The sequence below is a fragment of the Leclercia sp. genome (genome assembly GCF_036780805.1).
GTDB lineage: Bacteria > Pseudomonadota > Gammaproteobacteria > Enterobacterales > Enterobacteriaceae > Enterobacter.
This window is the reverse complement of the sequence record NZ_DAIQCE010000002.1, coordinates 39,002-65,756: the sequence shown is the minus strand read 5'-3', so window position 1 is coordinate 65,756 and position 26,755 is coordinate 39,002. Positions and strand designations below refer to the sequence as shown.

Genomic DNA, 26,755 nt, shown 5'->3' with positions numbered 1-26,755 from the left:
CATTATGTCAGTCCGGCGCACAAGCGCCGAACAGACTACTCTTTCTCGGCAATGTACGGATCCTCATAGCCCAGAGCAAGCATTATCTCTGTCTCGAGGGACTCCATCTCTTCTGCTTCTTCATCTTCAATGTGATCGTAGCCCAGCAGATGCAGGCTCCCGTGCACCACCATGTGCGCCCAGTGGGCCTCGAGCGGCTTCTGCTGCTCCTTCGCTTCCTGCTCAACCACCTGCCGGCAGATGATCAAGTCACCCAGCAGCGGCAGTTCGATGCCCGGCGGTGCTTCAAACGGGAAAGAGAGCACGTTGGTCGGCTTATCTTTCCCGCGATAGGTCAGGTTCAGGTCGTGGCTTTCGGCTTCATCCACCAGGCGAATCGTCACTTCTGACTCTTCCTGAAACTGTGGGATGACGGCATTCAGCCATGCCTGGAACTGGCTCTCTTCCGGCAAACCGGAATTGTCTTCACAGGCCAGCTGTAAATCGAGGATCACCTGACTCATTTCTGCTCTTGCTCCTGGGCTTCGCGTTTACGTTCCGCGGCCTGTTCTGCTTTACGTTTTTGATCTGCTGCTTCCCACGCTTCATACGCCGTAACGATGCGGGCTACGACCGGGTGACGCACCACGTCTTCGCTGTGGAAGAAGTTAAAGCTGATTTCGTCCACTTCGGACAGGACTTCAATGGCGTGGCGCAGACCCGATTTGGTGCTGCGCGGCAGGTCGACCTGGGTGATATCCCCGGTGATCACCGCTTTGGAGTTGAAGCCAATACGGGTCAGGAACATCTTCATCTGTTCGATGGTGGTGTTCTGGCTCTCATCCAGGATGATGAACGCATCGTTCAGGGTACGGCCGCGCATATAGGCCAGCGGAGCCACTTCAATGACGTTACGCTCAATCAGTTTTTCGACCTTCTCAAAGCCGAGCATCTCAAACAGCGCATCGTACAGCGGGCGCAGGTAAGGATCGACCTTCTGGCTCAGGTCACCAGGCAGGAAGCCCAGTTTCTCGCCCGCTTCAACGGCCGGACGGGTCAGCAGAATACGACGGATCTCCTGGCGCTCCAGGGCATCCACGGCAGCCGCCACCGCGAGGTAGGTTTTACCGGTACCCGCCGGGCCGACGCCGAAGGTGATGTCATGATCGAGAATATTGGCGATGTACTGCGCCTGGTTTGGCGTGCGCGGCTTAATGACGCCACGCTTGGTCTGGATATGGATAGCTTTGCCGAAATCCGGCACGCTCTCCGCGCTCTGCTCCAGCACTCGCGTTTCTTTGATCGCCAGATGGATCTGTTCAGGCTCGATATCCTGAATTTCACCGCGCATCGGGGCGGTATCAACGTACAGGCTACGGAGGATATCCGCAGCGGCATTGACGCAAATTGCACGTCCGGTGAGTTTGAACTGGTTATCGCGACGATTAATCTCGATACCCAGACGTCGCTCCAGTTGTTTGATGTTGTCATCAAACGGCCCGCACAGGCTCAGCAGGCGAGCGTTGTCTGCTGGCTCAAGGGTAATTTCACGTGTTTCTATATTCAAACCGTTCCTCTTAATGTCTCGGGTGTCATAAGGCAGTGGGTCTGTCTTAAGAAAGTATTCACGCCACAGAATAAAGGCGCAAGCATTGCCAAGGATATGGGGGAGAGAAGAGGGGAAAACAAGGCCTGCCAGAAATGGCAGGCCACAGGATTTATGGCTGATAAACGCCGACACCCAGATCGCTTTCTTTACGGGTACGGGCAATCACTGACGCCGGGGACTCGACGACGCGCAGGCCCATTTCGTCTTCGGTACGCACCAGTTTCCCGCGCAGGGAGTTCGTCAGCACCTCGAGGATCTCAATATCGACGAACTTGCCCACCAGGTCCGGCGTACCTTCGAAGTTCACCACGCGATTGTTCTCCGTACGGCCAGAGAGCTGCATGATGCTCTTACGTGAAGTACCTTCTACCAGCACGCGCTGTACGGTGCCGAGCATCCGACGGCTCCAGGCGTTAGCCTGCTGGTTGATGCGATCCTGCAGAATATACAGGCGCTGCTTTTTCACCTCATCCGGCACGTCGTCAACCATATCGGCGGCAGGCGTACCCGGGCGAGCCGAGAAGATGAAGCTGTAGCTCACGTCGAAATTCACATCACCAATCACCTTCATGGTGCGTTCAAAATCGTCGTCCGTTTCACCCGGGAAACCGACGATAAAGTCAGAGCTGATCTGAATATCCGGGCGCGCTTCACGCAGCTTGCGGATGATCGCTTTATATTCCAGCGCGGTGTGGGTGCGGCCCATCAGGTTCAGCACGCGGTCAGAACCACACTGGATTGGCAGATGCAGGAAGCTCACCAGCTCCGGCGTATCACGGTAGACATCGATGATGTCATCGGTGAATTCAATCGGATGGCTGGTGGTAAAGCGAATGCGGTCGATGCCGTCGATGGCCGCCACCAGACGAAGCAGCTCAGCAAAGGAGCCGGTGCTACCGTCATAGTTCTCGCCGCGCCAGGCGTTCACGTTCTGCCCGAGGAGGTTCACTTCACGTACGCCCTGCGCCGCGAGCTGCGCAATTTCAAAGAGGATGTCGTCGCAAGGGCGGCTGACTTCCTCACCGCGGGTATAAGGCACCACGCAGTAGGTACAGTATTTGTTGCAGCCTTCCATAATGGAGACGAAGGCGGTCGGGCCATCCGCGCGCGGTTCCGGCAGACGGTCAAATTTTTCGATTTCCGGGAAGCTGACGTCGATGATCGCCTTGCGCTGGCCGGTCCCGCGCACGGCGTTGATCATCTCCGGCAGACGGTGCAGGGTCTGCGGGCCAAAAATAATATCGACGTAGTGGGCGCGCTGACGAATCAGTTTACCTTCCTGCGAGGCGACACAGCCGCCGACGCCGATGATCACTTCCGGTCTTTTTTGTTTGATCAGCTTCCAGCGACCTAACTGGTGAAAGACTTTCTCCTGCGCCTTCTCACGGATCGAGCAGGTATTCAGCAGCAACACGTCTGCCTCTTCCGCCACGTCGGTGAGTTGATACCCATGGGTGGCATCCAGCAGATCGGCCATCTTGGATGAATCGTATTCGTTCATCTGACAGCCCCAGGTTTTAATATGGAGTTTTTTTGTCATCGACTTGCTCGTGCTCAGGATTGCAGGGCGCGTATTGTAATGCTTTGGTGCGGTTGTGACCAGTATGAAGGTTCCCGGACTCAAGGCGAAAAAATCCGGTAAACTTAAAGGATTCTCAAATAAGGACAAATGACCATGACTATCCAACAAACCGGGGTCGCCGTTGTCGGCGGCGGTATGGTCGGCGGGGCGCTGGCGCTGGGTCTGGCGCAACAGGGTTTCGACGTAACGGTTATCGAACAGGCGCCGCCGCCTGCTTTTGACGCGTCTCAGCAGCCGGATGTACGCATCTCCGCCATCAGCGCCGCATCGGTCGATCTGCTCCGCGGGCTGGGCGTATGGGACGACATCCTTGCGATGCGCGCGCACCCTTATCGTCGCCTCGAGACCTGGGAGTGGGAAAATGCCCATGTGGTGTTTGACGCTGCGGAGCTGAAACTCCCGCTGCTGGGGTATATGGTTGAAAATACGGTTCTGCAACAGGCGCTCTGGCAGGCGCTGGAGGCGCATCCGCAGGTTACGCTGCGCGTACCCGCGTCGGTGAAGCATGTGCATCGCCACAACGAGCAGCACCTGATTGAGCTGGATAGCGGTGAGCAGCTGGCGATAAAACTGCTGGTGGGCGCCGACGGGGCGAATTCCCGGGTGCGGGAGCTGGCCGGGATCGGCATTCACGCCTGGCAATATCAACAATCCTGCATGCTCATCACCATCGCCTGTGAAAACGATCCGGGCGACAGTACCTGGCAGCACTTTACCCCGAACGGCCCGCACGCCTTTTTACCGCTTTTCGATCGCTGGGCCTCGCTGGTGTGGTACGACACCCCGGCACGTATTCGCCAGCTGCAGGGGCTGTCGATGGAACAGTTGCAGCGCGAAATCGCCCACCATTTCCCGGCACGGCTGGGTAAGGTTACACCGGTCGCCGCAGGGGCCTTCCCGCTGACGCGCCGCCATGCCCTGCAGTACGCGCAGGAAGGGCTGGCGCTGGTGGGGGATGCGGCGCACACCATTCATCCGCTGGCGGGGCAGGGGGTTAACCTTGGCTATCGCGACGTGGACGCGCTGGTAGATGTCCTCACCAACGCCCGTAACCACGGCGAAGCCTGGGCCAGCCATCATGTGCTTAAGCGGTATCAGACCCGACGAATGGCGGATAACTTTATTATGCAGTCGGGGATGGATCTTTTTTACGCCGGGTTCAGCAACGATCTGGGGCCGCTGCGCGTCCTGCGTAACGTGGGATTGATGGCAGCGCAGCGCGCAGGTGGATTGAAACGTCAGGCGCTGAAGTACGCCTTAGGGCTTTAACACTTTTCCAGGCCGGGTGAGGCGAAGCCGCCACCCGGCATCTACATTCAGGAACGCAGAAAAGCAAAAAGCTCGCCGAAGCGAGCTTTTTAGTGTGGCTGGGGTGCAGGGATTCGAACCCCGGAATGCTGGTATCAGAAACCAGTGCCTTACCGCTTGGCGACACCCCAATTGCGTTAAACGAACAAACATCTAACGACTTTTTTAAATTGGCTGGGGTACGAGGATTCGAACCTCGGAATGCTGGTATCAGAAACCAGAGCCTTACCGCTTGGCGATACCCCAACAATTTTTTTTAGTTTACCGACAGAGTCGATAAATGACTAATTTGGTGGCTACGACGGGATTCGAACCTGTGACCCCATCATTATGAGTGATGTGCTCTAACCAACTGAGCTACGTAGCCAGACTGCTTTCTTCGATGGCTGGGGTACCTGGATTCGAACCAGGGAATGCCGGTATCAAAAACCGGTGCCTTACCGCTTGGCGATACCCCAATAACCGCGGAGAACCGCAAAATCGAAGAAATATGGCTGGGGTACCTGGATTCGAACCAGGGAATGCCGGTATCAAAAACCGGTGCCTTACCGCTTGGCGATACCCCATCCGTGCAACGCTTTTATGGGAATGGTGCGGGAGGCGAGACTTGAACTCGCACACCTTGCGGCGCCAGAACCTAAATCTGGTGCGTCTACCAATTTCGCCACTCCCGCAAAAAAGATGGTGGCTACGACGGGATTCGAACCTGTGACCCCATCATTATGAGTGATGTGCTCTAACCAACTGAGCTACGTAGCCATCTTTTTTTCGCGTTACCTTATCGGCGTTGCGGGGCGCATTATGCGTATAGACCCTTGCAGCGTCAACACCTTTTTCAACGAAAATGTCTGGAATGTGACTGTTTGGTTAGGTTGCGAACAGCGTGGCCGAATATTCGGCAATTATTGGTTATTAATCGTTTTTGTCCAACGAAACGCGAGGCAAAAAAAGAGGCCCCGAAGGGCCTCATGGCGATGCTTTTTACTTATTTATACGCAGACTGATGCACGCCCACGGCACGACCTGACGGATCGTTCATGGTTTTGAATGCTTCATCCCATTCGATGGCTTTCGCAGAGGAGCAGGCGACGGAAGGGCCACCCGGAACACACTCTGCTGCGCTTGGCAGCGGGAACAGTTCTTCGAAGATCTCACGGTACAGATAGGCTTCTTTTGAACCCGGCGTGTTGTACGGGAAGCGGAAGCTGGCGGTTTCCAGTTGTTGATCGGAAATCTGCTTCGCAGCCACCTCTTTCAGGGTATCGATCCAGCTATACCCTACGCCGTCAGAGAACTGCTCTTTCTGACGCCAGGCCACGCTTGCCGGCAGGTAAGATTCAAAACATTCGCGCAGGATATGTTTTTCCATCTTGCCGTTGCCGCACATTTTATCCTGCGGGTTGATGCGCATGGCCACGTCGAGGAATTTCTTATCCAGGAACGGTACGCGCGCTTCCACGCCCCAGGCAGACATCGCTTTGTTGGCACGGGCGCAGTCGAACATGTGCAGCGCCTGCAGCTTACGTACCGTCTCTTCGTGCAGCTCTTTGGCGTCTGGCGCTTTATGGAAGTACAGATAACCGCCGAACACTTCGTCAGACCCTTCGCCGGACAGCACCATCTTGATGCCCATGGCTTTGATTTTACGCGACATCAGGTACATCGGCGTGGAGGCGCGGATGGTGGTTACATCATAGGTTTCAATGTGATAGATAACGTCACGGATCGCATCCAGACCTTCCTGCACCGTAAAGTGAATTTCATGGTGCACGGTGCCGAGGTGGTTCGCCACTTCCTGCGCGGCTTTCAGATCCGGAGAGCCTTCCAGACCGACGGCGAAGGAGTGCAGCTGCGGCCACCAGGCTTCGGAGCGCTCCTGATCTTCCACGCGGCGGGCGGCGTATTTTTTGGTGATCGCCGAGATCACGGATGAATCCAGACCGCCGGAGAGCAGCACGCCGTAAGGCACGTCAGACATCAGGTGGCTTTTTACCGCCTCTTCCAGGGCCTGCGTCAGTTCCACTTTGTCGGTGACGTTGTCTTTAACGGCATCGTAATCGAACCAGTCGCGTTGATAGTAAGAGCGGATCTCGCCATCTTTGCTCCACAGGAAGCTGCCTGCCGGAAACTCTTTAATGGTGCGGCACACCGGCACCAGGGCTTTCATTTCTGACGCGACATAGAAGTTGCCGAATTCGTCGTGACCCATATACAGCGGGATGATCCCGATGTGATCGCGGCCAATCAGATAGGCATCTTTTTCGCTGTCGTACAGGGCGAAGGCGAACATCCCCTGCAGCTCATCGAGGAATTCCGGGCCTTTTTCCTGGTACAGGGCCAGGATCACTTCACAGTCGGAACCGGTCTGGAAGGCGTAGCGATCGCCGTACTCCGCACGCAGCGCCTGGTGGTTGTAGATCTCACCGTTGACGGCCAGGGCATGGGTTTTTTTCTCGTTATATAACGGCTGGGCACCGGCGTTGACGTCAACAATGGACAGACGTTCGTGAGCCAGAATCGCTTTATCGCTGGCGTAAACACCGGACCAGTCCGGGCCGCGATGGCGCATCAGACGGGATAACTCCAGTGCCTTTTTACGCAGTTCGCCTGCGTCAGTTTTAATATCCAGTACGCCGAAAATTGAACACATAACCTTCTCCATTAACCCTGTTGCAGTGTGATGTTGCTTGCTTATGAAAATGCCGCAAAAGGGGGGAAGCGGCAAGCGTTTTGCCGGGTAAAAGAGAAAAAGTACAATGGTCATTGCCGAATGTTGAAAAAAGCGTATGACTTGAGCTGGTTTGTTGAGGATTATTCAATAAATGACGATTTTGATTAGATGTGCCTCTGTTTTTACCGCACTAAAATGAAAAAACCACGTCCAGGGACGTGGTTTCGGGTTACAGAACATCAATTTCCGCGACCGAGGGGTAAATCCAGCTCGGCCGGAACGGCATGGAATCAATATCATCGAGGGTCGATACCCCCGACAGCACCAGAATGGTCTCCAGCCCGGCCTGGAAGCCCGCCAGAATATCGGTGCGCAGGTTGTCGCCCACGATCACCGTATCTTCCGAGTGGGCCTGCATCTTATTGAGGGCCGCGCGGATGATCCACGGGCTGGGCTTGCCGACATAAAACGGCATGCGGCCGGTCATCTTCTCGATACCAGCACAAAGCGCGCCACAGGCCGGATAAAAGCCGCGGCCATGGGTATCCGGGTTGGTGGCGATAAAGCGCGCTCCGTTGGCGACGAAGAAGGCTGCCTTATGCATCATCTCCCAGTTATAGGAGCGCGTCTCTCCGACGATCACAAAATCGGGATTCACATCGGTAATAGTGAAGCCTGCTTTGTATAGCTCATGGATCAGCGCGCCTTCGCCCACCACATAGGCTTTTTTGCCTTCCTGGCGCTTCAGAAAATCTGCGGTCGCCATCGCCGAGGTGTAAAACACGCTATCTGGCACATCGACACCGGCGGTGGCAAAGCGGTTCGCCAGATCCTGCCCGGTCTGCGACGGGAAGTTGGTGAGCAGAACCAGCGGCATGCCTTTTTCCATGATGCGGTTAAGAAATTCGGCTGCGCCCGGCACGGCAACGTTGTCGTGCATCAGCACGCCGTCGATATCACAAATAACATTCTTAATGGTCATGGACTTCCCGACATCAAAAAAAAGAAGGCGACACTATAAAACGCTGTCAGCTTTCCAGCAAACGCTGCAACAGGATACCGTTAAGCATGGCGCGTTTTACCAGTGCGAAGGCGCCAATCGCCGAGCGGTCGTTCAGGGCTGAGCGAACCACGGGCAGATTCTGGCGAAACGCCTTCAGCGCCTGAGTATTGATGCACCCTTCGATTGCGGGCAGCAGCACCTTTTCGGCTTCGGTAATTTCGCCAGCGATGACCACTTTTTGCGGGTTAAACAGGTTAATGGCGATGGCGATGGTTTTGCCGAGATGGCGGCCAACCTGTTCGATCACTTCGCTGGCCAGCGCGTCGCCCTTGTTGGCGGCCTTGCAGATGGCGTTAATTTTACAGTCGTCCAGCGTGACGCGACTCTGGTAACCCTGCTCCAGCAGGTGACGCACGCGCTGCTCGATGGCGGCGTTGGCGGCCACCGTCTCCAGACAGCCAAAGTTGCCGCAGTGGCAGCGCTCGCCCAGCGGATCGACCTGAATGTGGCCAATCTCGCCGACGTTACCGTTACGCCCAATAAAAATACGCCCGTTGGAGATGATCCCGGCCCCCGTCCCCCGGTGAACACGCACCAGAATAGAGTCTTCACAATCCTGGCTCGCACCAAAGTAGTGCTCAGCCAGCGCCAGGCTGCGGATATCGTGACCCACAAAGCAGGTCACGGCGAAGCGTTTTTCCAGGGCGTTGATCAGGCTCCAGTTTTCGACCTGAATATGCGGCATATAGCGGATCACGCCGCTTTCAGGGTCGACAAGCCCGGGCAGGATCACTGAAATGGCGATCAGCTCGCGGATTTTGCGCTGGCAGGATTCAATAAACAGCTCAATGGCGTTGAGCAGGGCGTGTTCAAGCGTCTCCTGCGTGCGTTCCGGCAGGGAGTAGTGCTCTTCAGCAACCGCTTTGCTGCTCAGATCGTACAGCGTCAGGGTGGCGTCATGGCGGCCAAGGCGCACGCCGATGGCGTGAAAATGGCGGGTTTCGGTGACAATTGAAATTGCGCGACGGCCTCCGGTGGAGGCCTGCTGATCCACTTCTTTGATTAACCCGCGCTCAATGAGCTGGCGGGTAATTTTCGTCACGCTGGCGGGGGCAAGCTGGCTCTGTTCTGCAATCTGGATCCGCGAGATGGGTCCGTGCTGGTCAATCAGTCGATATACCGCAGCACTGTTCAGCTGCTTTACCAGATCAACGTTACCAATTTGAGCTTGTCCGCCAGGTGTCATACGTTTACTTACTCTGTGACGACCTCGTTACCATTAACGATGGTCTTGATGATTTTATAATCGTGTGTGAATGCGGTGAGGTTGGCCACCATGCCCGGAGCAATGCTGCCCAGCTGCTTGTCCACGCCAATCGCGCGTGCCGGGTAGAGGGTTGCCATACGCAACACTTCATCCAGGGCAATGCTGCAATGTTCCACCAGATTGCGCACGCCTTCGATCATGGTTAGCGCTGAACCGCTTAAGGTTCCGTTCTCATCCACACACAGTCCATTCCGGTAGTATATTGTTTTACCAGCAAAAATGAACTGTTCAATATTTGCCCCTGCTGGCGCCGTAGCATCGGTGACCAGACACAGCTTGTCGCCCTTCAGGCGTTTGGCGTTACGGACGTTGGCATAATCGACGTGTAACCCGTCGGCAATGATGCCGCAGTAGACGTCAGGCTCATCGAAGATCGCCCCGGCCAGACCCGGCTCGCGCCCGGTGATGTACGGCATGGCATTATAGAGATGGGTGGCGAAGGAGATCCCGGCGCGGAAGCCCACTTTGGCCTCTTTCAGCGTGGCGTTGGAGTGCCCGGCAGAGACCACAATCCCTGCGCCCGCCAGCTTGCGGATGACGTCCGGATCGACCATCTCAGGCGCCAGGGTCACTTTAGTGATCACATCTGCGTTGGCGCACATGAAATCGACCAGCTCGTCGTCAGGTTTACGCACGAAGCTCGGGTTATGGGTGCCTTTCTTGACGATATTCAGCCACGGACCTTCAAGGTGCAGGCCCAGCGCCTGGTGCGGGTATTTCGCGAGGTATTCACGCATGACGCGAATGCCCTGTTTCATCAGATCGTCGCTGGTGGTAATCAGCGTTGGCAGGTAGCTGGTGCAGCCCGATCTTTCGTTGGCGCGCTGCATAATCTCCAGCGTCTCAACCGTAACGGCTTCCGCTGTATCATTGAACTGCACGCCGCCACAGCCGTTAAGCTGTACGTCGATAAAACCGGGGGAGAGGATTGCCCCATTGAGCGAGCGTTGTTCTATTTCCGCCGGCAGTTCGGCCAGTGGGCAGACACGTTCAATCAGGCCATTTGCGATCACAATCGCATGGTCATCCAGAATTTCATGGCCGGTATAAATCCGACCGTGGGTTAAAGCGTACATAACGACCCCCGGTATAAAAATAGCATCCCGCCTCTGCGGACAGAGGCGGCGTTACATTACAGACCTTTAATATTTTCTGCTTCTAATTCGTTGAAATATTTCAGCGTCTTCACTTTCAGTTCCATCGTGGACGGCTCATCGCACACCACCACCGCTTTCGGATGCAGCTGCAGGCAGCTGATGGTCCACATATGGTTGACGTTACCTTCCACTGCCGCCTGCAGCGCCTGCGCTTTCACGCCGCCCAGCACCAGAATCATCACTTCTTCCGCGTCGAGCAGGGTACCCACGCCAACGGTCAGGGCGTATTTTGGCACCTGGTTCACGTCGCCATCAAAGAAACGGGAGTTAGCCACACGGGTGTCATGAGTCAGGGTTTTGATACGGGTACGGGATGCCAGAGAAGAGGCCGGTTCGTTAAACGCGATATGACCGTCGTTGCCTACGCCACCCATAAACAGGTGAATTTTGCCGTAAGCGCGAATTTTTTCTTCATAATGACGGCACTCAGCGTCGATATCCGGTGCATTGCCATCCAGCAGGTTAATATTTCCCGGCTGAATATCAATGTGATCAAAGAAGTTACGATGCATGAAGCTATGGTAGCTTTCCGGATGATCTTTTGGCAGACCAACGTACTCGTCCATGTTGAAGGTGACAACATGTTCGAAGCTGACCTGGCCCGCTTTATGCATCTCAACCAGAGCTTTATAGGCGGTAAGAGGGGTGCCACCGGTCGGCAGGCCGAGCACAAAAGGACGATCGGCAGTCGGTTTGAACGCATTGATACGGTTTACGATATGGCGGGCAGCCCATTTTCCGACTTGTTCTGCAGTTGCCAGGGGGATCAGTCTCATTATTCACCTCTGAAGTTTTCATAAAAGTTGGCGGATTGCTTGTCCGGGTATGATTAAGACTAACCTGGTTCACACCGAGAGGGGGCAATCCGTCTTGATTTTTCGTATCATAAAATAAGTTTTGACAGTTTGCCAGTGCAGGGGAGGGTGATAAACAATATTTGGTGACAAAACTCACAAAAAGTACGCGTTTAATTTGCGATACGAATTAATTTTCCACACACTCAATCAGCCAGTGAATCATCAACTGTATGTATAAGTTAGTGACACAATAAAAACACAGCTGAGAACACACCGTTAACGGGGTCTCATAGGGGGAACAAATTGAGCATTTTAGGTTATTTACAAAAGGTTGGCCGCGCCTTAATGGTGCCGGTCGCCACGCTGCCAGCGGCAGCAATACTGATGGGTGTCGGTTACTGGATTGACCCTGTGGGTTGGGGTGGAGACAACGCGCTAGCGGCGTTCTTCATTAAGTCCGGTTCTGCCATTATTGATAACATGTCCGTACTGTTTGCCATTGGTGTGGCTTATGGTATGTCCAAAGATAAAGACGGTGCTGCGGCACTGACCGGTTTTGTGGGCTTCCTTGTGTTGACCACGCTCTGCTCTCCTGCTGCGGTTTCCATGATCCAGAAGATCCCTGCGGATCAGGTTCCGGCAGCGTTCGGTAAAATCAGCAACCAGTTCGTGGGTATCCTCGTGGGTATCATCTCCGCTGAACTGTACAACCGCTTCAGTAGCGTTGAGTTGCCAAAAGCGCTCTCCTTCTTCAGCGGTCGTCGTCTGGTGCCGATCCTGACCTCCTTCGTGATGATTGTTGTCGCTTTCATCCTGATGTACATCTGGCCGGTGATCTTCGACGGTCTGGTGAACTTCGGTGAGCACATCCAGAAACTGGGTTCCGTCGGTGCGGGCGTGTATGCGTTCTTCAACCGTCTGCTGATCCCGGTCGGTCTGCACCACGCTCTGAACTCCGTGTTCTGGTTTGACGTTGCGGGCATTAACGACATTCCTAACTTCCTCGGCGGCGCACAGTCCATCGAAGCAGGTAAAGCGGTTGTGGGTATCACCGGTCGTTATCAGGCGGGCTTCTTCCCGATTATGATGTTCGGTCTGCCGGGTGCTGCGCTGGCTATCTACCACTGCGCGCGTCCAGAGAACAAAGCGAAAGTGCTGGGTATCATGATGGCGGGCGCGTTCGCGGCCTTCTTCACCGGTATCACCGAGCCGCTGGAATTCTCCTTCATGTTCGTTGCGCCAGTGCTGTACGTGATCCACGCCGTGCTGACCGGTATCTCCGTGTTCATCGCTGCAAGCATGCAGTGGATTGCCGGCTTCGGCTTCAGTGCGGGTCTGGTGGATATGGTGCTCTCTTCCCGTAACCCGCTGGCGGTTCACTGGTACATGCTGATCCTGCAGGGTCTGGCGTTCTTCGTGATCTACTACGTGGTGTTCCGCTTCACCATCACCAAATTCAACCTGATGACCCCGGGTCGTGAGCTGGCGGTTGCCGGTAGCGAAGCGGATGGTCAGGATGTGAACGTGAGCGGTACCGCAACGGAAGACGTTTCCGGCCTGGCGCGTCAGTACATCGCGGCAGTCGGCGGTTCAGATAACCTGACCGGTATTGATGCCTGCATCACCCGTCTGCGTCTGAACGTGAAAGACTCTTCTCTGGTTAACGAAGCAATGGCGAAACGTCTGGGTGCGTCTGGCGTGATCCGCCTGAACAAAACCAGCGTGCAGATTATTGTCGGCTTCGTGGCTGAGAAAATCGCCAACGCCATGAAAACTACCGGTCCGGTTGCCGCTGCTGAAGCTGCACCAGCGCCATCCGCTGCACCTGCTGCTGCCGTTAAGCCACAGGCTGTTCCCAATGCCACCACCATCGCCGCACTGGTTTCCCCGGTGACCGGTGACGTGGTTGCCCTGGAGCAGGTACCTGATGAAGCCTTCGCCAGCAAAGCGGTAGGTGACGGCGTGGCGGTGAAACCAACGGATAAAACCGTGGTCTCCCCGGCAGCCGGGACTATCGTCAAGATCTTTAATACTAACCACGCGTTCTGCCTGGAAACAGAGAAAGGCGCGGAGATCGTTGTCCACATGGGTATCGATACCGTTGCGCTGGGTGGCCAGGGCTTCAAACGCCTGGTGGAAGAGGGTGCAGAAGTGGTTGCTGGTCAGCCGGTTCTGGAAATGGATCTCGACTTCCTGAACGCCAATGCGCGCTCCATGATCAGTCCGGTTGTCTGCAGCAATATCGACGACTTCAGCGGCCTGGTGATCAAGGCGCAGGGTCAGGTTGTTGCCGGTCAGACACCTCTGTATGAAATTAAAGGCAAATAAGTGCTCCTGAGTCAGCGTTAATGCCTGAGCGGCGGGGATATCCCCGCCGCTTTTTTTTGCAGCAATCGCCCCGATAATTCTCTTCATAGACCTTTTTTTGCGTAACTAAAGGTTGTCACTACGCCCGGCTTATAAGATCATATGCCGTTATACGTCGTTTACGCTTTGAGGAATCCACGATGAGTGAGGCTGAAGCCCGCCCGAGCAACTTTATCCGTCAGATCATTGATGAAGATCTGGCCACCGGTAAGCACACCACAGTTCATACCCGTTTCCCGCCGGAGCCAAACGGCTACCTGCATATTGGTCACGCGAAATCGATCTGCCTGAACTTCGGCATCGCACAGGACTACCAGGGTCAATGCAACCTGCGTTTCGATGACACCAACCCGGTGAAAGAAGATATCGAGTACGTAGAGTCCATTAAGAACGACGTGCAATGGTTGGGCTTCAACTGGTCTGGCGACATCTGCTACTCCTCTGACTATTTTGATCAGCTGTACGCCTACGCCGTTGAGCTGATTAATAAAGGCCTGGCCTACGTTGACGAGCTTTCCGCTGACGAAATCCGCGAATACCGCGGCTCGCTGACCGCGCCGGGTAAAAACAGCCCGTTCCGCGATCGCAGCGTGGAAGAGAACCTGGCGCTGTTTGAAAAAATGCGTGCCGGTGGCTTCGAAGAGGGTAAAGCCTGTCTGCGTGCCAAAATCGACATGGCCTCGCCGTTTATCGTGATGCGCGATCCGGTGCTGTACCGCATTAAGTTTGCCGATCACCACCAGACCGGCAGCAAATGGTGCATCTACCCGATGTACGACTTTACCCACTGCATCAGCGATGCGCTGGAAGGCATTACCCACTCACTCTGTACCCTGGAGTTCCAGGATAACCGTCGCCTGTATGACTGGGTGCTGGATAACATCTCTATTCCGGTGCATCCGCGTCAGTACGAGTTCTCTCGTCTGAATCTGGAATACACCGTAATGTCCAAGCGTAAGCTGAACCTGCTGGTGACTGACAAGCACGTTGAAGGCTGGGATGACCCGCGTATGCCGACCATCTCCGGTCTGCGTCGTCGTGGCTATACCGCAGCCTCCATCCGTGAGTTCTGCAAACGCATCGGCGTGACTAAGCAGGACAACACCATCGAGATGGCGTCGCTGGAATCCTGTATCCGCGAAGATCTGAACGACAATGCGCCGCGCGCTATGGCGGTTATCGATCCGGTGAAACTGGTTATCGAAAACTACCCGCAGGGCGAAAGCGAGCTGGTGACCATGCCGAACCATCCGAGCAAACCGGAGATGGGCAGCCGTGAGGTGCCGTTCAGCGCCGAGATCTGGATCGATCGCGCCGACTTCCGTGAAGAAGCCAACAAGCAGTACAAGCGTCTGGTGATGGGCAAAGAAGTGCGCCTGCGTAACGCCTACGTGATCAAAGCCGAGCGCGTCGAGAAAGATGCGGAAGGCAATATCACCACCATCTTCTGCACCTACGACGCTGAGACCCTGAGCAAGGATCCGGCCGACGGTCGCAAGGTGAAGGGCGTGATCCACTGGGTGAGCGCGGCGCATGCGCTGCCGGTTGAAATCCGCCTGTACGATCGCCTGTTCAGCGTGCCAAATCCGGGTGCGGCAGAGGACTTCCTGCAGGTAATTAATCAGGATTCTCTGGTGATCAAGCAGGGCTTTGCCGAGCCATCACTGAAAGCTGCCGTAGCCGGTCACGCTTATCAGTTTGAGCGCGAAGGCTACTTCTGCCTCGACAGCCGCTATGCTACCGCTGACAAACTGGTATTTAACCGTACCGTTGGTCTGCGTGATACCTGGGCGAAAGCGGGCGAGTAATCCCTTTTCCTCCTGAAAACGCCGCGTAATGCGGCGTTTTTTTTGCCCGCAGCTCGTACCCTAAACCTTTAAATCTTCGCGTTGCGAATTAATTCTGTTTCTTAGAACGGTTAGCTTTCTCTTCCCTTTCAAAAATTAACCGCTATAGATACCGGATGTGATATTTAACTTTTATTTATTAAAAATAAATCGCTCATTCCGCACATTATTTTAAATAAAAATCCTCCCTCATTTCCTTTGTTACAAATCGCAACCAAATATGTGCGCTTTGTCATAATCCTGACTTTTGATCGCTGAAAAGCATTGATAATTCGCGTCGCGAAAAATAGTCTAGGGGCAGGAGATGTAAGCGGGTATTTCCGATTGCCTCCGCTTTTTACTTTTTTGTTTTTCGCCGTTTAAGGCGCTTTAAATACGTCAAAGAGGATTAATTATGCGTACGTTTAGTGGCAAACGTAGTGCGCTTGCGCTGGCTATCGCCGGTGTTACAGCAATGTCAGGCTGGATGGTTTCTCCGAAAGCCCAGGCCGAAGGTTTCATTGATGATTCAACCCTCACGGGCGGTGTCTATTACTGGCAGCGTGAACGTGACCGCAAAGATGTCGAGTCAGACAAATACAAAACGAACCTCGCTCACTCCACCTGGAACGCCAACCTTGATTTCCAGTCCGGCTATGCCGCCGATATGTTCGGTCTCGATCTGGCTGCGTTCACGGCCATCGAAATGGCGGAAAACGGCGACAGCGGTCACCCGAACGAAATTGCCTTCTCCTCCAGCAACAAAGCTTATAAAGAGGACTGGTCCGGCGATAAGAGCGGGATCAGCCTGTACAAAGCGGCGGCTAAATTTAAATACGGTCCGGTCTGGGCACGCGGTGGCTGGTTGCAGCCAACCGGTCAAACCCTGCTGGCGCCGCACTGGAGCTTTATGCCGGGTACCTATCAGGGTGCTGAAGCCGGGGCCAACTTTGACTACGGTGATAGCGGTGCGTTGAGTTTCTCGTACATGTGGACCAACGAATATAAAGCGCCGTGGCACCTCGAGATGGACAAGTTCTATCAGAATGACAGGAAAACCCGCGTCGACTATCTCCACTCCTTCGGCGCGAAGTACGATTTCAAAAACAACCTGATTCTGGAAGCGGCCTTTGGTCAGGCTGAAGGTTTTATCGATCAGTACTTTGCTAAAGCCAGCTACAAGCTTGATATCGTGGGTGGCCCGCTCTCCACCAGCTATCAGTTCTACGGCACGCGTGATAAAGCCGACAGCGGCACCGAGAATGATATCTACGATGGTACAGCATGGCTGCAGGCGCTGACGCTGGGCTACAAGGTCGGCCAGGTCGATTTACGTCTGGAAGGGACTTACGTCAAGGCGGAAGGGCAGCAGGGTTACTTCCTGCAGCGTATGACCCCAACCTATGCGTCTTCCAACGGTCGTCTGGACGTGTGGTGGGATAACCGCTCCGACTTTAACGCCAACGGCGAAAAAGCGGTCTTCTTCGGTGCCATGTATGATCTGAGCAACTGGAACCTTGCGGGCTGGAGCGTTGGCGCGTCCTATGTCTATGCCTGGGATGCGAAACCGTCAGACTGGTTAATCAACAGCGCCGGTCAGCGTGAAGATATCGCCTCCAACAAGATTAAGGAATCGGCCTACAGCCTGGATGCGATCTACACCCTGCAGGACGGCCGCGCGAAAGGAACCATGTTCAAACTGCACTTCACGCAGTATGACAACCACTCCGATATCCCAAGCTATGGCGGCGGCTACGGCAACATCTTCCAGGATGAGCGTGACGTGAAGTTCATGGTTATCGCCCCGTTCACCATCTTCTGATGACAATCCGGGCGGGGACTCACTCCCCGCCTGACTGGAGATCGTTATGTTGAAAAAAATCGTCATGGTCGCAGTGCTGGCATCAGGACTGGCCGCCTGCGCACAACCCCAGACCCAGAAAGAAGATACCCGTCTGAAAGAGGCCTACAGCGCGTGCATCAATACCGCTGAAGGGTCACCGGAAAAGATTGAAGCCTGTCAGAGCGTGCTGGACGTGCTGCGTCAGGAGAAGGCGCACGAACAGTTTGCGACCCAGGAAACCGTCCGGGTGGCGGATTACCAGGCCTGTATTCAGGCGCGTAAAACGGGTAACAATCAGGACGTGACCAAAAACTGCGATAAAATCTGGCAGGAGATCCGCAGCAACAACGCGAAGTAATGAGCTGTTTGCCACGCCCGGTGGCGCTATGCTTACCGGCCTGGGGGTGATTTCACCCTTGTAGGCCCGACAGCGCAGCGCCACCGGGCTTTTTTACATTATCGCAGGCAAAAAAAAGCCAACCGTCAGGTTGGCTCAGAGTCTATGCAAAGATTATTTGGTGTCGTGCGCGTGGTCATCTTCGCGGCAGTCGCCTTCGGCACAGTGGCCATACAGGTACAGACTGTGGTTGGTCAGACGAATGCCATGACGTGCGGCAATTTCGCGCTGACGTAATTCGATGGAATCATCGCTGAATTCGATCACTTTGCCGCAGTCGAGGCAAATCAGGTGATCGTGGTGGTGCTGCTGCGTCAGTTCAAACACGGATTTACCGCCTTCGAAATTATGACGCGTTACGATGCCTGCATCGTCGAACTGGTTCAGTACACGGTAAACGGTAGCCAGACCAATCTCTTCGCCCATGTCGATCAGACGCTTGTATAAGTCTTCCGCACTGACATGATGGTTATCCGGACCCTGAAGCACTTCCAAGATTTTTAACCGTGGAAGCGTGACTTTCAGTCCGGCCTTCTTTAATGCGGTGTTGTTGTCAGTCATGCGGAATCTGTCCTGTTGCTAAACGATTCACTTCTAAAGAAGAAGTGACAGAAAATGCACCTGGGATAATGCGTCTCATTATAGAACTGCCATGACGTAATGAAAACTGCAAGTCTCAAGTAAAGTATGCTTATAAAAACGTGGTACCGCCAACAAAGTTGTTACAAGGTTCCCCGTTTACTCCTGGATCATTGTACAGGTATGGCAGCAAAAGTTAAAAATTTGTAGCAATTATTTTGATTGGTATTACCTATCGATGCGGCGCAACTTTAGCGTTGCGCCGCGACATCATCAGGCGTTGAGGATGTCGTCGAGGTGCAGTTCTTCGCGAACCTGTTTTACCCATTTGTCGACGCGCTCAGCGGTCAGTTCCGGCTGTCGGTCTTCGTCGATGGCGAGGCCCACGAAGTTATTGTCATCGGCCAGACCTTTAGAGGCTTCGAAGTGATAACCGGCAGTTGGCCAGTGTCCTACGATCACCGCGCCGCGTGGCTCAATGATGTCGCGAATGGTGCCGAGGGCATCGCAGAAGTACTCTGCATAGTCTTCCTGGTCGCCACAGCCAAACAGGGCCACCAGCTTGCCGTTGAAATCGATCTCTTCCAGAGAAGGGAAGAAGTCGTCCCAGTCACACTGCGCTTCACCGTAATACCAGGTCGGGATGCCCAGCAGCAGAATATCGTAGCCTTCGATATCTTCTTTGCTGCTTTTCGCAATGTCATGCACATCGGCAACGTCTTTACCCAACTGTTTTTGAATGTTTTTTGCGATATTTTCGGTGTTACCCGTGTCGCTGCCGAAAAAAATGCCGATGATTGCCATGAGTAAAATAACCTCTTGATACTTAATGGTATGGTGGCGCAATTTAGCCACGGATAAGGGCAATCATAGCAGAACAGAGAAGCCTGCGGAAACTGCTATCACGCAGGACTGCACTCTGTGCTACATGAAAGCAACAAGAAGGGGAGTTTTCTGACTTACGCTTTGCCGTGCCATTTCTCGAGCTGCGCGATCAGCATCTCTTCAATAAGCTCACTGCGGCTGATCTCACGGGCATTCGCCAGCTCATTCAGCGCATCGACGGCTTCAGCATTCATTTTCAGCTCGACGCGTTTAAGCCCACGACTTTTATCGCGTTTAAGCTGATTGCGCTTATTAATGCGCAGCTGTTCATCACGCGAAAGCGGATTGGTTTTCGGTCGTCCCGGGCGACGCTCATTCGCGAACAGATCTATTGTCGTGCGGTCCGTGTGTTCTTTGGCCATGATTCTGAGACTTCGGGGGAAACAAGACACCCTGCTAATGCCCGGGCGATAAGCGCGCCATCATACATCACCGAAAACGGCACGCCAACGACTGGAGGCCCGCAGGCGACCAGTCGCTCTCTTTTTAATCAATTTTCGATGTCAGCGAGGTAACGGCGAATAGCGCGCAGCACCGCGTCCGGTTTTTCGGCATGGACCCAATGTCCGGCCCCGGCAATGACGTGCGCTCGCGCCTGAGGGAACTGCGCCAGCAGCGCATCACGGTACGCTTCGGTCACATACGGCGAATTGCCGCCGGTAATAAACAGGGTTGGATGCGGCCACGCGGCGACCGGCTGCCAGCCGACGATCTGATCGTATTGGTCCCAGAGAACCGGCACGTTGAAGCGCCACTGGCCGTCGACGAAGGATTTCAGCAGGAACTGCACCACGCCTTCTTCGTCAAGGTGTTCACGCATCAGCGCCGCAGCCTGCTGGCGGGTGCTGACGCCTGCGTCCGTCACGGCGTTAATGGCGGCGAAGATCTCATCGTGGCGGCGCACGTCATAATCCACCGGCGCGACGTCGATCACCACCAGCCCGGCAATGCGCTCTGGTGCGAGCGCCGTCAGCGCCATTACTGCTTTACCGCCCATTGAGTGACCAATCAGGATCGCCTTTTCAATATGGTGTTCATCCAGCGTATCCAGCAGATCCTGAGCCATGACGGCGTAGGTCATCTGCGGCGAGCGCGGCGACAGACCGTGGTTGCGCATGTCCACCTGCAGCAGCGCGTGGTCGGTCACCAGATCCCGTGCCAGCACGCCAAGGTTATCCAGGCTGCCAAACAGGCCATGCACCAGGACGATGGGAGAATTATTGTGCGGCGATTGTGCAGATTGCGCTCGGGTATTCAATTTCATGGCAAAGTTCTTTTTTTACGTATGTCAGGTTAGGGTATCATGTTGACCATTCTGCCGCCCGGCTGCAAGGAAACAGTTAATTCTGACTTTTGCCGCCATTCTGGCTTGACGCTATCCGCTGTTGGGTTTTGACCTTATACTCCCAACGACTTGTATTCAGATAAGATATCGCACTGGATTAAGATGAAAACAATCGAAGTTGATGACGAGCTTTATCAGTATATCGCCAGCCAGACGCGGCACATTGGTGAGAGCGCGTCCGACATTTTACGGCGCATGCTGAAAATTGCCGCCGCCTCGCAGTCTGCCGCTCCGGCCATCAAAGAAACGCGCCAGCCCGCTGCTGTCGCACAGGAAAAGCCGCTGTCACCGGTAAAAGACAAAGTGCGTGCGATGCGCGAATTGCTGCTCTCTGACGAATACGCTGAGCAGAAGAAAGCAGTTAACCGCTTTATGCTGGTGCTGACTACACTCTATTCACTGGATAACAACGCATTTGCCGACGCGACGGAGTCACTTCACGGTCGTACCCGCGTCTATTTCGCGGCTGACGAGCAAACGCTGTTACAGAATGGCAATCAAACTAAGCCCAAGCACCTGCCTGGTACGCCGTACTGGGTAATCACCAATACCAACACCGGACGCAAGCGCAGCATGATCGAACACATCATGCAATCCATGCAGTTCCCGGCGGAATTGACTGATAAGGTTTGCGGCACTATCTAACCCTTGCATCAGAAGGACCAGGCAATGGCAAATCACAATCGTGCGGGTCAACCTGCACAACAGAGCGATTTGATTAACGTCGCCCAGCTTACCGCGCAGTACTACGTGCTGAAGCCGGAAGTGGGTAACGCAGAACACGCAGTGAAGTTTGGTACATCCGGGCACCGCGGCAGTGCGGTACGCCACAGCTTTAACGAGCCGCATATTCTGGCCATTGCTCAGGCCATCGCGGAAGAGCGTGCCAAAAATGGCATCACCGGTCCGTGCTACGTCGGTAAAGATACCCACGCTCTGTCAGAGCCCGCTTTTATTTCCGTGCTGGAAGTACTGGCCGCCAACGGCGTGGACGTCGTGATTCAGGAAAACAACGGCTATACGCCGACCCCTGCGGTCTCGAACGCCATTCTGGTGCATAACCAGCAAGGCGGTGCGCAGGCGGATGGTATTGTGATCACGCCATCCCACAACCCGCCGGAAGATGGCGGCATCAAATACAACCCACCGAATGGCGGCCCGGCTGACACCAACGTCACCAAAGTGGTGGAAGATCGTGCCAATGCCCTGCTGGCCGACGGCCTGAAAGGCGTGAAGCGCATTTCCCTGGACGAAGCGATGGCCTCCGGCCACGTGAAAGAGCAGGATCTGGTGCAGCCGTTCGTTGAAGGGCTGGCGGATATCGTCGATATGGCGGCGATCCAGAAAGCCGGCCTGAAGCTGGGCGTGGACCCCCTCGGCGGTTCCGGTATCGAATACTGGAAACGCATTGCCGAGCACTACAAGCTGGATCTGACCATCGTCAACGATCACGTCGATCAGACCTTCCGCTTTATGCACCTGGATAAAGACGGCGCGATCCGCATGGACTGCTCCTCCGAGTGCGCGATGGCCGGTCTGCTGGCGCTGCGTGACAAGTTTGACCTCGCCTTCGCTAATGACCCGGATTATGACCGTCACGGCATCGTCACCCCGGCGGGCCTGATGAATCCGAACCACTACCTGGCGGTAGCGATCAACTATCTGTTCCAGCATCGTCCACAGTGGGGCGCAGAGGTTGCCGTGGGTAAAACCCTGGTCTCCTCCGCCATGATCGACCGTGTGGTTAACGACCTGGGCCGCAAGCTGGTAGAAGTGCCGGTTGGCTTCAAGTGGTTTGTTGACGGTCTGTTCGACGGCAGCTTCGGTTTTGGCGGCGAAGAGAGCGCGGGCGCGTCCTTCCTGCGCTTCAACGGTACGCCGTGGTCTACCGATAAAGATGGCATCATCATGTGCCTGCTGGCGGCGGAAATCACTGCCGTTACCGGTAAGAACCCGCAGGAGCACTACAACGAGCTGGCAGCCCGTTTCGGTGCCCCGAGCTACAACCGTCTGCAGGCTTCTGCCACTTCTGCACAGAAAGCGGCGCTGTCAAAGCTGTCGCCAGAGATGGTCAGCGCCAGCACCCTGGCGGGTGACCCGATCACCGCACGTCTGACGGCTGCACCGGGTAACGGCGCGTCGATTGGCGGCCTGAAGGTGATGACCGAGAACGGCTGGTTCGCAGCGCGTCCATCCGGCACCGAAGACGCGTACAAAATCTACTGTGAAAGCTTCCTCGGCGCTGAGCATCGTCAGCAGATTGAGAAAGAAGCGGTTGAGATTGTGAGTGAAGTGCTGAAAAACGCATAAGTGCTGTAGGTGTGCCGGGCGGCACTGCGTTTGCCCGGCCTACGAATTCAAACGGCAACCTTGGGGTTGCCGTTTTTTATTAGCTCATTTTATTTTTCAGCTCAAAGCGTGGTGACACCAGCCCGTAGAGCGTCCAGCCCATAAAGGTCACCATCGCCCCGTAGAGCATCGCTTCCTGGCCGGAAGAGTAGAGGGCATAGAAGCTGTAAATTGCCCCCACCAGCGCCACAATATTGGCCACTTTCGCTTTGCCCGGGTCGACCTTCGCCACCTTCTGAATAATCACCAGCGCCGCCATCGACAGGATATACGGGATGATATTGGTCACCACCGCCAGATTGACCAGCACGTTAAACTGGCTGTTCAGCGACGGGCTGATGGTCATCAGGGACAGGCCGCTCTGGAAGATGACAATCGCCAGCATCCCCTGTACCGGTGCTTCTGATTGGGTGACGCGGGAGAAGATTTTCGGGAAGTAACCGGCATCGGCCGAGGTTTTAAACACCTGGGCGATGGTGAACTGCCAGCCGAGGAGGGAACCGCAGCACGACATCACCATCAGACCCATGATCACTTTCCCGACTTCCGGAGTGAACATCTGCGCGAAGGCCAGCCCGAACGGCGCGGTGGAGTTGGCCAGATCCATATTTGGCACAATCCCGGCAATTACGTTGGTGGAAACAATATAGATCACCGCCGCGCCCAGGGTGCCGCCCAGCACCGCAATCGGCACGTTCTTCTCCGGGTTCTCCACCACTTCGGCGTTAGCACAGGCGGATTCCAGTCCGAGGAAGGCCCATAACGTCATGGCGATGGACGAGCCTACCGCGGTGAAGAACGGCACATGGTGCGGGTTCCAGGAGTTGGCGTACAGCGTCGGGCTAAACCAGAACCAGCCGATGATGCACAGCCCGACCACCGGGATGATCACCCCCCAGACGGTGATGCTGCTGAGCTGCCCGGTAATACGCGCCCCGCCAAAGTTAGCAATGGTGCAGAGCCACAGCACGCCGATGGTCGCCAGCCCAATTTGTACCGGGCTGAGCGTGGCACCGAACAACTCGGTACCGTAACCCACCGCCGAAATCGCAATCGCGACGTTGGCGATCAACAGCGACACGCCGTAGGTATAGTTGGCCATAAAGTTGCCCGACTTCCCGAAGGCATACTCGGCATAGCCGCCCATCCCGCCCGACTTGCGGCTGAACATCCCGCATTTGGCGAAGGCCCACGCCAGCGCCATCGAACCTACCGCCGTCACCAGCCAGGAGATGATCGAGATCGTCCCCACCTCCGCAAGCTTGGTTGGCAGCATGATAATGCCGGAGCCCATCATGTTGACCATGGTGAGAATGGTGAGCTGCACCACCCCCATTTTGTTGGATTTACTCATAATGTTTCTCCTTTCAGCAGCGCAGGCTGAGCGGCAGGTTGTTTGATGACGTAGCAGCGAACCTGTTTGCGTCCATCACACTCTTCGACGTAAACGCCCTGCAGTTCCGGGGCAAAGCCCGGCAGCAGGTTGATCCCCTCTTCGAGGGCCGCGAAGTAGCGCAGCACCGAGCCACCCCAGACTTCACCCGGGACCACGCACAGCACGCCCGGTGGGTAAGGGAGGGCGCCTTCGGCGGCAATTCTGCCCTCCGCATCGCGCAGGGAGACCAGCTCAACCTCGCCGCGTAGGTAAGCAAAGTTCGCCTCCTGCGGGTTCATCATCACCCGTGGGAAGTGCGATTTACGGAACATCTCTTTTTGCAGCTGTTTCACGTTATGGCGGGCGTACAGATCGTGCATCTCCTGGCAGATCTGGCGCAGGGTGTAATCGGCGTACCGCTCCGGATGTTGTTTGTAGAGAGAAGGCAGGACCTCTTTTAGCGGAACATCGCTCTCGAGCAGTTTTTCGAAGCGCACCAGCTGCGCCACCAGCTGTTGCAGTTTGCCCATATCTTCCGCAGGCGTGAGCAGGAACAGGATCGAGTTGAGATCGCATTTTTCCGGGACGATGCCGTTTTCACGCAGGAAGTTGGCGAGAATGGTGGCCGGTACGCCGCAATCCTCATACTCCCCGGTGCGGGCGTTGATGCCCGGGGTGGTCAGCAGCAGTTTGCACGGATCGATAAAGTACTGGTGCTCGGCATAGCCTTCAAAGGCGTGCCAGTTCTCGCCCGGAACGAAGTGGAAGAAGCGCAGACTGGTGGCAATGTCGGCGGTGCTGGCGCTTTCCCACGGGCGTCCGTCCACCGTTTCTGGCACAAACGGGCGGATAAACTGGCAGTTTTGCAGGATCAGCTTGCGCGCCTCGATGCCGTTCACCACGCAGTCCATCCACATGTTGCGGCCGCTTTGCCCTTCATGCATGCGGGCGTTGATATCCAGAGCGGCGAACAGCGGATAGAACGGGCTGGTGGAGGCGTGCATCATAAAGGCGTTGTTCAGCCGCTTATGCGGGACATAGCGCGGCTGGCCTTTGATGTGACTGTCTTTCTTGTGGATTTGCGAGGTCTGCGAGAAGCCTGCCTGCTGTTTATGTACCGACTGGGTGACCAGGATCCCCGGGTCGTTCTCGTTCAGCTCCAGCAGCAGCGGAGAGCAGTCGGCCATCATCGGAATAAACTGCTCGTAGCCCACCCAGGCCGAATCAAACAGGATGTAATCGCACAGATGACCCATCTTATCCACCACCTGACGGGCGTTATAGATGGTGCCATCGTAGGTGCCGAGCTGGATCACCGCCAGGCGGAACGGACGCGCATCGCGGGCGCGGCCAGGGGCCACCTCTGACACCAGCTCCCGCAGATAGCGCTCTTCAAAGCAGTGGGCGTCAATGCCACCGATAAAGCCGTAGGGGTTGCGCGCGGTTTCCAGATAGACCGGCGTAGCGCCTGCCTGAAGGAGGGCCCCGTGATGGTTGGATTTGTGGTTATTACGATCGAACAGGACCAGATCGCCCGGGGTGAGCAGGGCGTTAAGCACCACCTTATTTGAAGAGGAGGTGCCGTTCAGCACGAAGTAGGTTTTATCCGCATTAAAGACTTTTGCCGCATGCTGCTGGGCGATACACGGCGCACCTTCGTGGATCAGTAGATCGCCCATCGCCACGTCGGCATTGCACAGGTCGGAGCGGAACAGCGTCTCGCCAAAGAAATCGACGAACTGATTCCCGGCAGGATGGCGGCGGAAGAACTGTCCGCCCTGATGCCCCGGGCAGTCAAAGGCGCTGTTGCCTTGCGCGACGTAATCCACCAGCGCGCGGAAGAACGGCGGGCGCAGCTGCGTTTCGTACTTTTGCGCGGCCGCTTCCAGCTGGCGTCCGTAAAAATCATTGCAGTTGTCGGCGCATTCAAAAACGCCCTGAATCCGCGATAAATAGGCTGCCGGAACAATCTCTTCTTTATGGGTGGAAATAAACACGGGGATATTGAATCCCGTTGCATCTATTTTTTCGAGGGTACCCTTTTCAATATCACTCACCGCCAGAACCACCGCGGCGACGTCGATATAATCCGAGTCGTTCACGTCCACCGTTTCGCGGCTGGTGGTAAAACAGTGTGGACAGGTACGGCTGGTGGCAATTTTTAACGTTTTCATCTTTCGCTCTTTATTTTAGGTAATAGAAGTCCTTCGATTTCTTTAAAAAAAGAAATCGCTGCTCGCCGGAAAAAAAGCAAAGTCGGGCCGCTGATAAAAAATCAGTACATTGCTTTTTGCATAATAAAATCCAGTCCGTCCGGTTACGGATGCGTCTGAATCAAGGGGAATGCGCGCACGGG

The 26,755-nt window shown here is 55.3% G+C and carries 21 protein-coding genes and 7 tRNA genes; 7 read left to right on the top strand and 21 right to left on the bottom strand.

From position 1 onward, the window contains the following. Positions 1 to 35: 35 nt before the first annotated feature. The 3 genes from ybeY to miaB all read right to left on the bottom strand — a co-directional run bounded on the left by ybeY (position 36) and on the right by miaB (position 3,128). On the bottom strand, positions 36 to 503 hold the full coding sequence (ybeY, locus tag V7Q49_RS09625) for an rRNA maturation RNase YbeY (protein ID WP_106992341.1): 468 nt from the start codon (positions 501 to 503) through the stop codon (positions 36 to 38). Next, positions 500 to 1,546 carry a PhoH family protein gene (locus tag V7Q49_RS09620; RefSeq protein ID WP_333850577.1) on the bottom strand — a complete coding sequence of 349 codons (1,047 nt, stop codon included), beginning with the start codon at positions 1,544 to 1,546 and terminating at the stop codon, positions 500 to 502. The genes ybeY and V7Q49_RS09620 overlap by 4 nt, the downstream gene beginning before the upstream one ends. Before the next feature lie 151 nt (positions 1,547 to 1,697). After that, positions 1,698 to 3,128 carry a tRNA (N6-isopentenyl adenosine(37)-C2)-methylthiotransferase MiaB gene (gene miaB, locus V7Q49_RS09615; RefSeq protein WP_333850576.1) on the bottom strand — a complete coding sequence of 477 codons (1,431 nt, stop codon included), beginning with the start codon at positions 3,126 to 3,128 and terminating at the stop codon, positions 1,698 to 1,700. Positions 3,129 to 3,263: 135 nt separating this feature from the next. Here miaB and ubiF point away from each other — a divergent pair, with 135 nt between their 5' ends. Continuing rightward, positions 3,264 to 4,439 (top strand): 3-demethoxyubiquinol 3-hydroxylase, encoded by a 1,176-nt coding sequence (gene ubiF / locus V7Q49_RS09610; protein WP_333850575.1) that lies wholly within the window; start codon positions 3,264 to 3,266, stop codon positions 4,437 to 4,439. Between the two features lie 95 nt (positions 4,440 to 4,534). Here the strand turns inward: ubiF and V7Q49_RS09605 are convergent. The 12 genes from V7Q49_RS09605 to nagB form a co-directional block, all read right to left on the bottom strand. Continuing rightward, a tRNA-Gln gene (locus V7Q49_RS09605) sits at positions 4,535 to 4,609 on the bottom strand. Positions 4,610 to 4,649: 40 nt separating this feature from the next. After that, positions 4,650 to 4,724: transfer RNA gene (locus V7Q49_RS09600), tRNA-Gln, on the bottom strand. 44 nt (positions 4,725 to 4,768) lie between these two features. After that, positions 4,769 to 4,845 (bottom strand) — tRNA-Met (locus V7Q49_RS09595). A 16-nt stretch (positions 4,846 to 4,861) separates the two neighbouring features. Further along, positions 4,862 to 4,936 (bottom strand) — tRNA-Gln (locus V7Q49_RS09590). Positions 4,937 to 4,969: 33 nt separating this feature from the next. After that, positions 4,970 to 5,044 (bottom strand) — tRNA-Gln (locus V7Q49_RS09585). A gap of 23 nt (positions 5,045 to 5,067) precedes the next feature. Next, positions 5,068 to 5,152: transfer RNA gene (locus V7Q49_RS09580), tRNA-Leu, on the bottom strand. 8 nt (positions 5,153 to 5,160) lie between these two features. After that, positions 5,161 to 5,237, bottom strand: a tRNA-Met gene (locus V7Q49_RS09575). Positions 5,238 to 5,463: 226 nt separating this feature from the next. Further along, complete coding sequence (gene asnB / locus V7Q49_RS09570; RefSeq protein WP_333850573.1) at positions 5,464 to 7,128, bottom strand: asparagine synthase B; 1,665 nt, start codon at positions 7,126 to 7,128, stop codon at positions 5,464 to 5,466. Between the two features lie 250 nt (positions 7,129 to 7,378). Continuing rightward, positions 7,379 to 8,131: a ribonucleotide monophosphatase NagD gene (nagD, locus tag V7Q49_RS09565; RefSeq protein WP_333850571.1), complete on the bottom strand. Its 753-nt coding sequence runs from the start codon at positions 8,129 to 8,131 to the stop codon at positions 7,379 to 7,381. 46 nt (positions 8,132 to 8,177) lie between these two features. After that, positions 8,178 to 9,398, bottom strand: a complete 1,221-nt coding sequence (nagC, locus tag V7Q49_RS09560; RefSeq protein WP_333850569.1) for a DNA-binding transcriptional regulator NagC — start codon at positions 9,396 to 9,398, stop codon at positions 8,178 to 8,180. A gap of 8 nt (positions 9,399 to 9,406) precedes the next feature. Further along, positions 9,407 to 10,555, bottom strand: coding sequence for an N-acetylglucosamine-6-phosphate deacetylase (gene nagA / locus V7Q49_RS09555; protein WP_333850567.1), 1,149 nt, complete (start codon positions 10,553 to 10,555; stop codon positions 9,407 to 9,409). Positions 10,556 to 10,611: 56 nt separating this feature from the next. Further along, a complete protein-coding gene (gene nagB, locus V7Q49_RS09550) occupies positions 10,612 to 11,412 on the bottom strand; it encodes a glucosamine-6-phosphate deaminase (RefSeq protein ID WP_142488692.1) in 801 nt (266 codons plus the stop codon). A gap of 324 nt (positions 11,413 to 11,736) precedes the next feature. On the opposite strand from nagB, the gene nagE reads away from it, so the two are divergent. From nagE to chiQ, 4 genes are all read left to right on the top strand, one after another. Further along, entirely contained in the window at positions 11,737 to 13,761 is a 2,025-nt protein-coding gene (nagE, locus tag V7Q49_RS09545; protein ID WP_333850566.1) for an N-acetylglucosamine-specific PTS transporter subunit IIBC, read from the top strand. A gap of 179 nt (positions 13,762 to 13,940) precedes the next feature. Next, positions 13,941 to 15,608 carry a glutamine--tRNA ligase gene (glnS, locus tag V7Q49_RS09540; protein ID WP_333850565.1) on the top strand — a complete coding sequence of 556 codons (1,668 nt, stop codon included), beginning with the start codon at positions 13,941 to 13,943 and terminating at the stop codon, positions 15,606 to 15,608. 433 nt (positions 15,609 to 16,041) lie between these two features. Next, positions 16,042 to 17,448, top strand: coding sequence for a chitoporin ChiP (chiP, locus tag V7Q49_RS09535; RefSeq protein ID WP_333850563.1), 1,407 nt, complete (start codon positions 16,042 to 16,044; stop codon positions 17,446 to 17,448). Positions 17,449 to 17,497: 49 nt separating this feature from the next. Further along, positions 17,498 to 17,827 (top strand): ChiQ/YbfN family lipoprotein, encoded by a 330-nt coding sequence (chiQ, locus tag V7Q49_RS09530; protein WP_442913063.1) that lies wholly within the window; start codon positions 17,498 to 17,500, stop codon positions 17,825 to 17,827. A gap of 153 nt (positions 17,828 to 17,980) precedes the next feature. On the opposite strand, the gene fur is transcribed toward chiQ, so the two are convergent. The 4 genes from fur to ybfF all read right to left on the bottom strand — a co-directional run bounded on the left by fur (position 17,981) and on the right by ybfF (position 20,594). Next, complete coding sequence (gene fur / locus V7Q49_RS09525; RefSeq protein ID WP_032617055.1) at positions 17,981 to 18,427, bottom strand: ferric iron uptake transcriptional regulator; 447 nt, start codon at positions 18,425 to 18,427, stop codon at positions 17,981 to 17,983. A gap of 291 nt (positions 18,428 to 18,718) precedes the next feature. After that, complete coding sequence (fldA, locus tag V7Q49_RS09520; RefSeq protein WP_039029310.1) at positions 18,719 to 19,249, bottom strand: flavodoxin FldA; 531 nt, start codon at positions 19,247 to 19,249, stop codon at positions 18,719 to 18,721. Positions 19,250 to 19,404: 155 nt separating this feature from the next. Continuing rightward, positions 19,405 to 19,692, bottom strand: coding sequence for a LexA regulated protein (gene ybfE, locus V7Q49_RS09515; protein WP_333850556.1), 288 nt, complete (start codon positions 19,690 to 19,692; stop codon positions 19,405 to 19,407). 128 nt (positions 19,693 to 19,820) lie between these two features. After that, positions 19,821 to 20,594, bottom strand: a complete 774-nt coding sequence (gene ybfF / locus V7Q49_RS09510; protein ID WP_333850554.1) for an esterase — start codon at positions 20,592 to 20,594, stop codon at positions 19,821 to 19,823. Between the two features lie 183 nt (positions 20,595 to 20,777). Between ybfF and seqA the strand changes: the two genes are divergently transcribed. Next, positions 20,778 to 21,320 carry a replication initiation negative regulator SeqA gene (seqA, locus tag V7Q49_RS09505; protein ID WP_142488699.1) on the top strand — a complete coding sequence of 181 codons (543 nt, stop codon included), beginning with the start codon at positions 20,778 to 20,780 and terminating at the stop codon, positions 21,318 to 21,320. Between the two features lie 24 nt (positions 21,321 to 21,344). After that, positions 21,345 to 22,985, top strand: a complete 1,641-nt coding sequence (pgm, locus tag V7Q49_RS09500) for a phosphoglucomutase (alpha-D-glucose-1,6-bisphosphate-dependent) (protein ID WP_333850550.1) — start codon at positions 21,345 to 21,347, stop codon at positions 22,983 to 22,985. Positions 22,986 to 23,064: 79 nt separating this feature from the next. On the opposite strand, the gene potE is transcribed toward pgm, so the two are convergent. Beyond that, positions 23,065 to 24,378: a putrescine-ornithine antiporter gene (potE, locus tag V7Q49_RS09495; protein WP_333850548.1), complete on the bottom strand. Its 1,314-nt coding sequence runs from the start codon at positions 24,376 to 24,378 to the stop codon at positions 23,065 to 23,067. Then, the gene (gene speF / locus V7Q49_RS09490) at positions 24,375 to 26,573 is read right to left on the bottom strand and encodes an ornithine decarboxylase SpeF (protein WP_333850546.1); all 2,199 of its coding nucleotides are present in this window, start codon (positions 26,571 to 26,573) and stop codon (positions 24,375 to 24,377) included. Before speF ends, potE begins: the two co-directional genes overlap by 4 nt. Positions 26,574 to 26,755 lie beyond the last annotated feature (182 nt).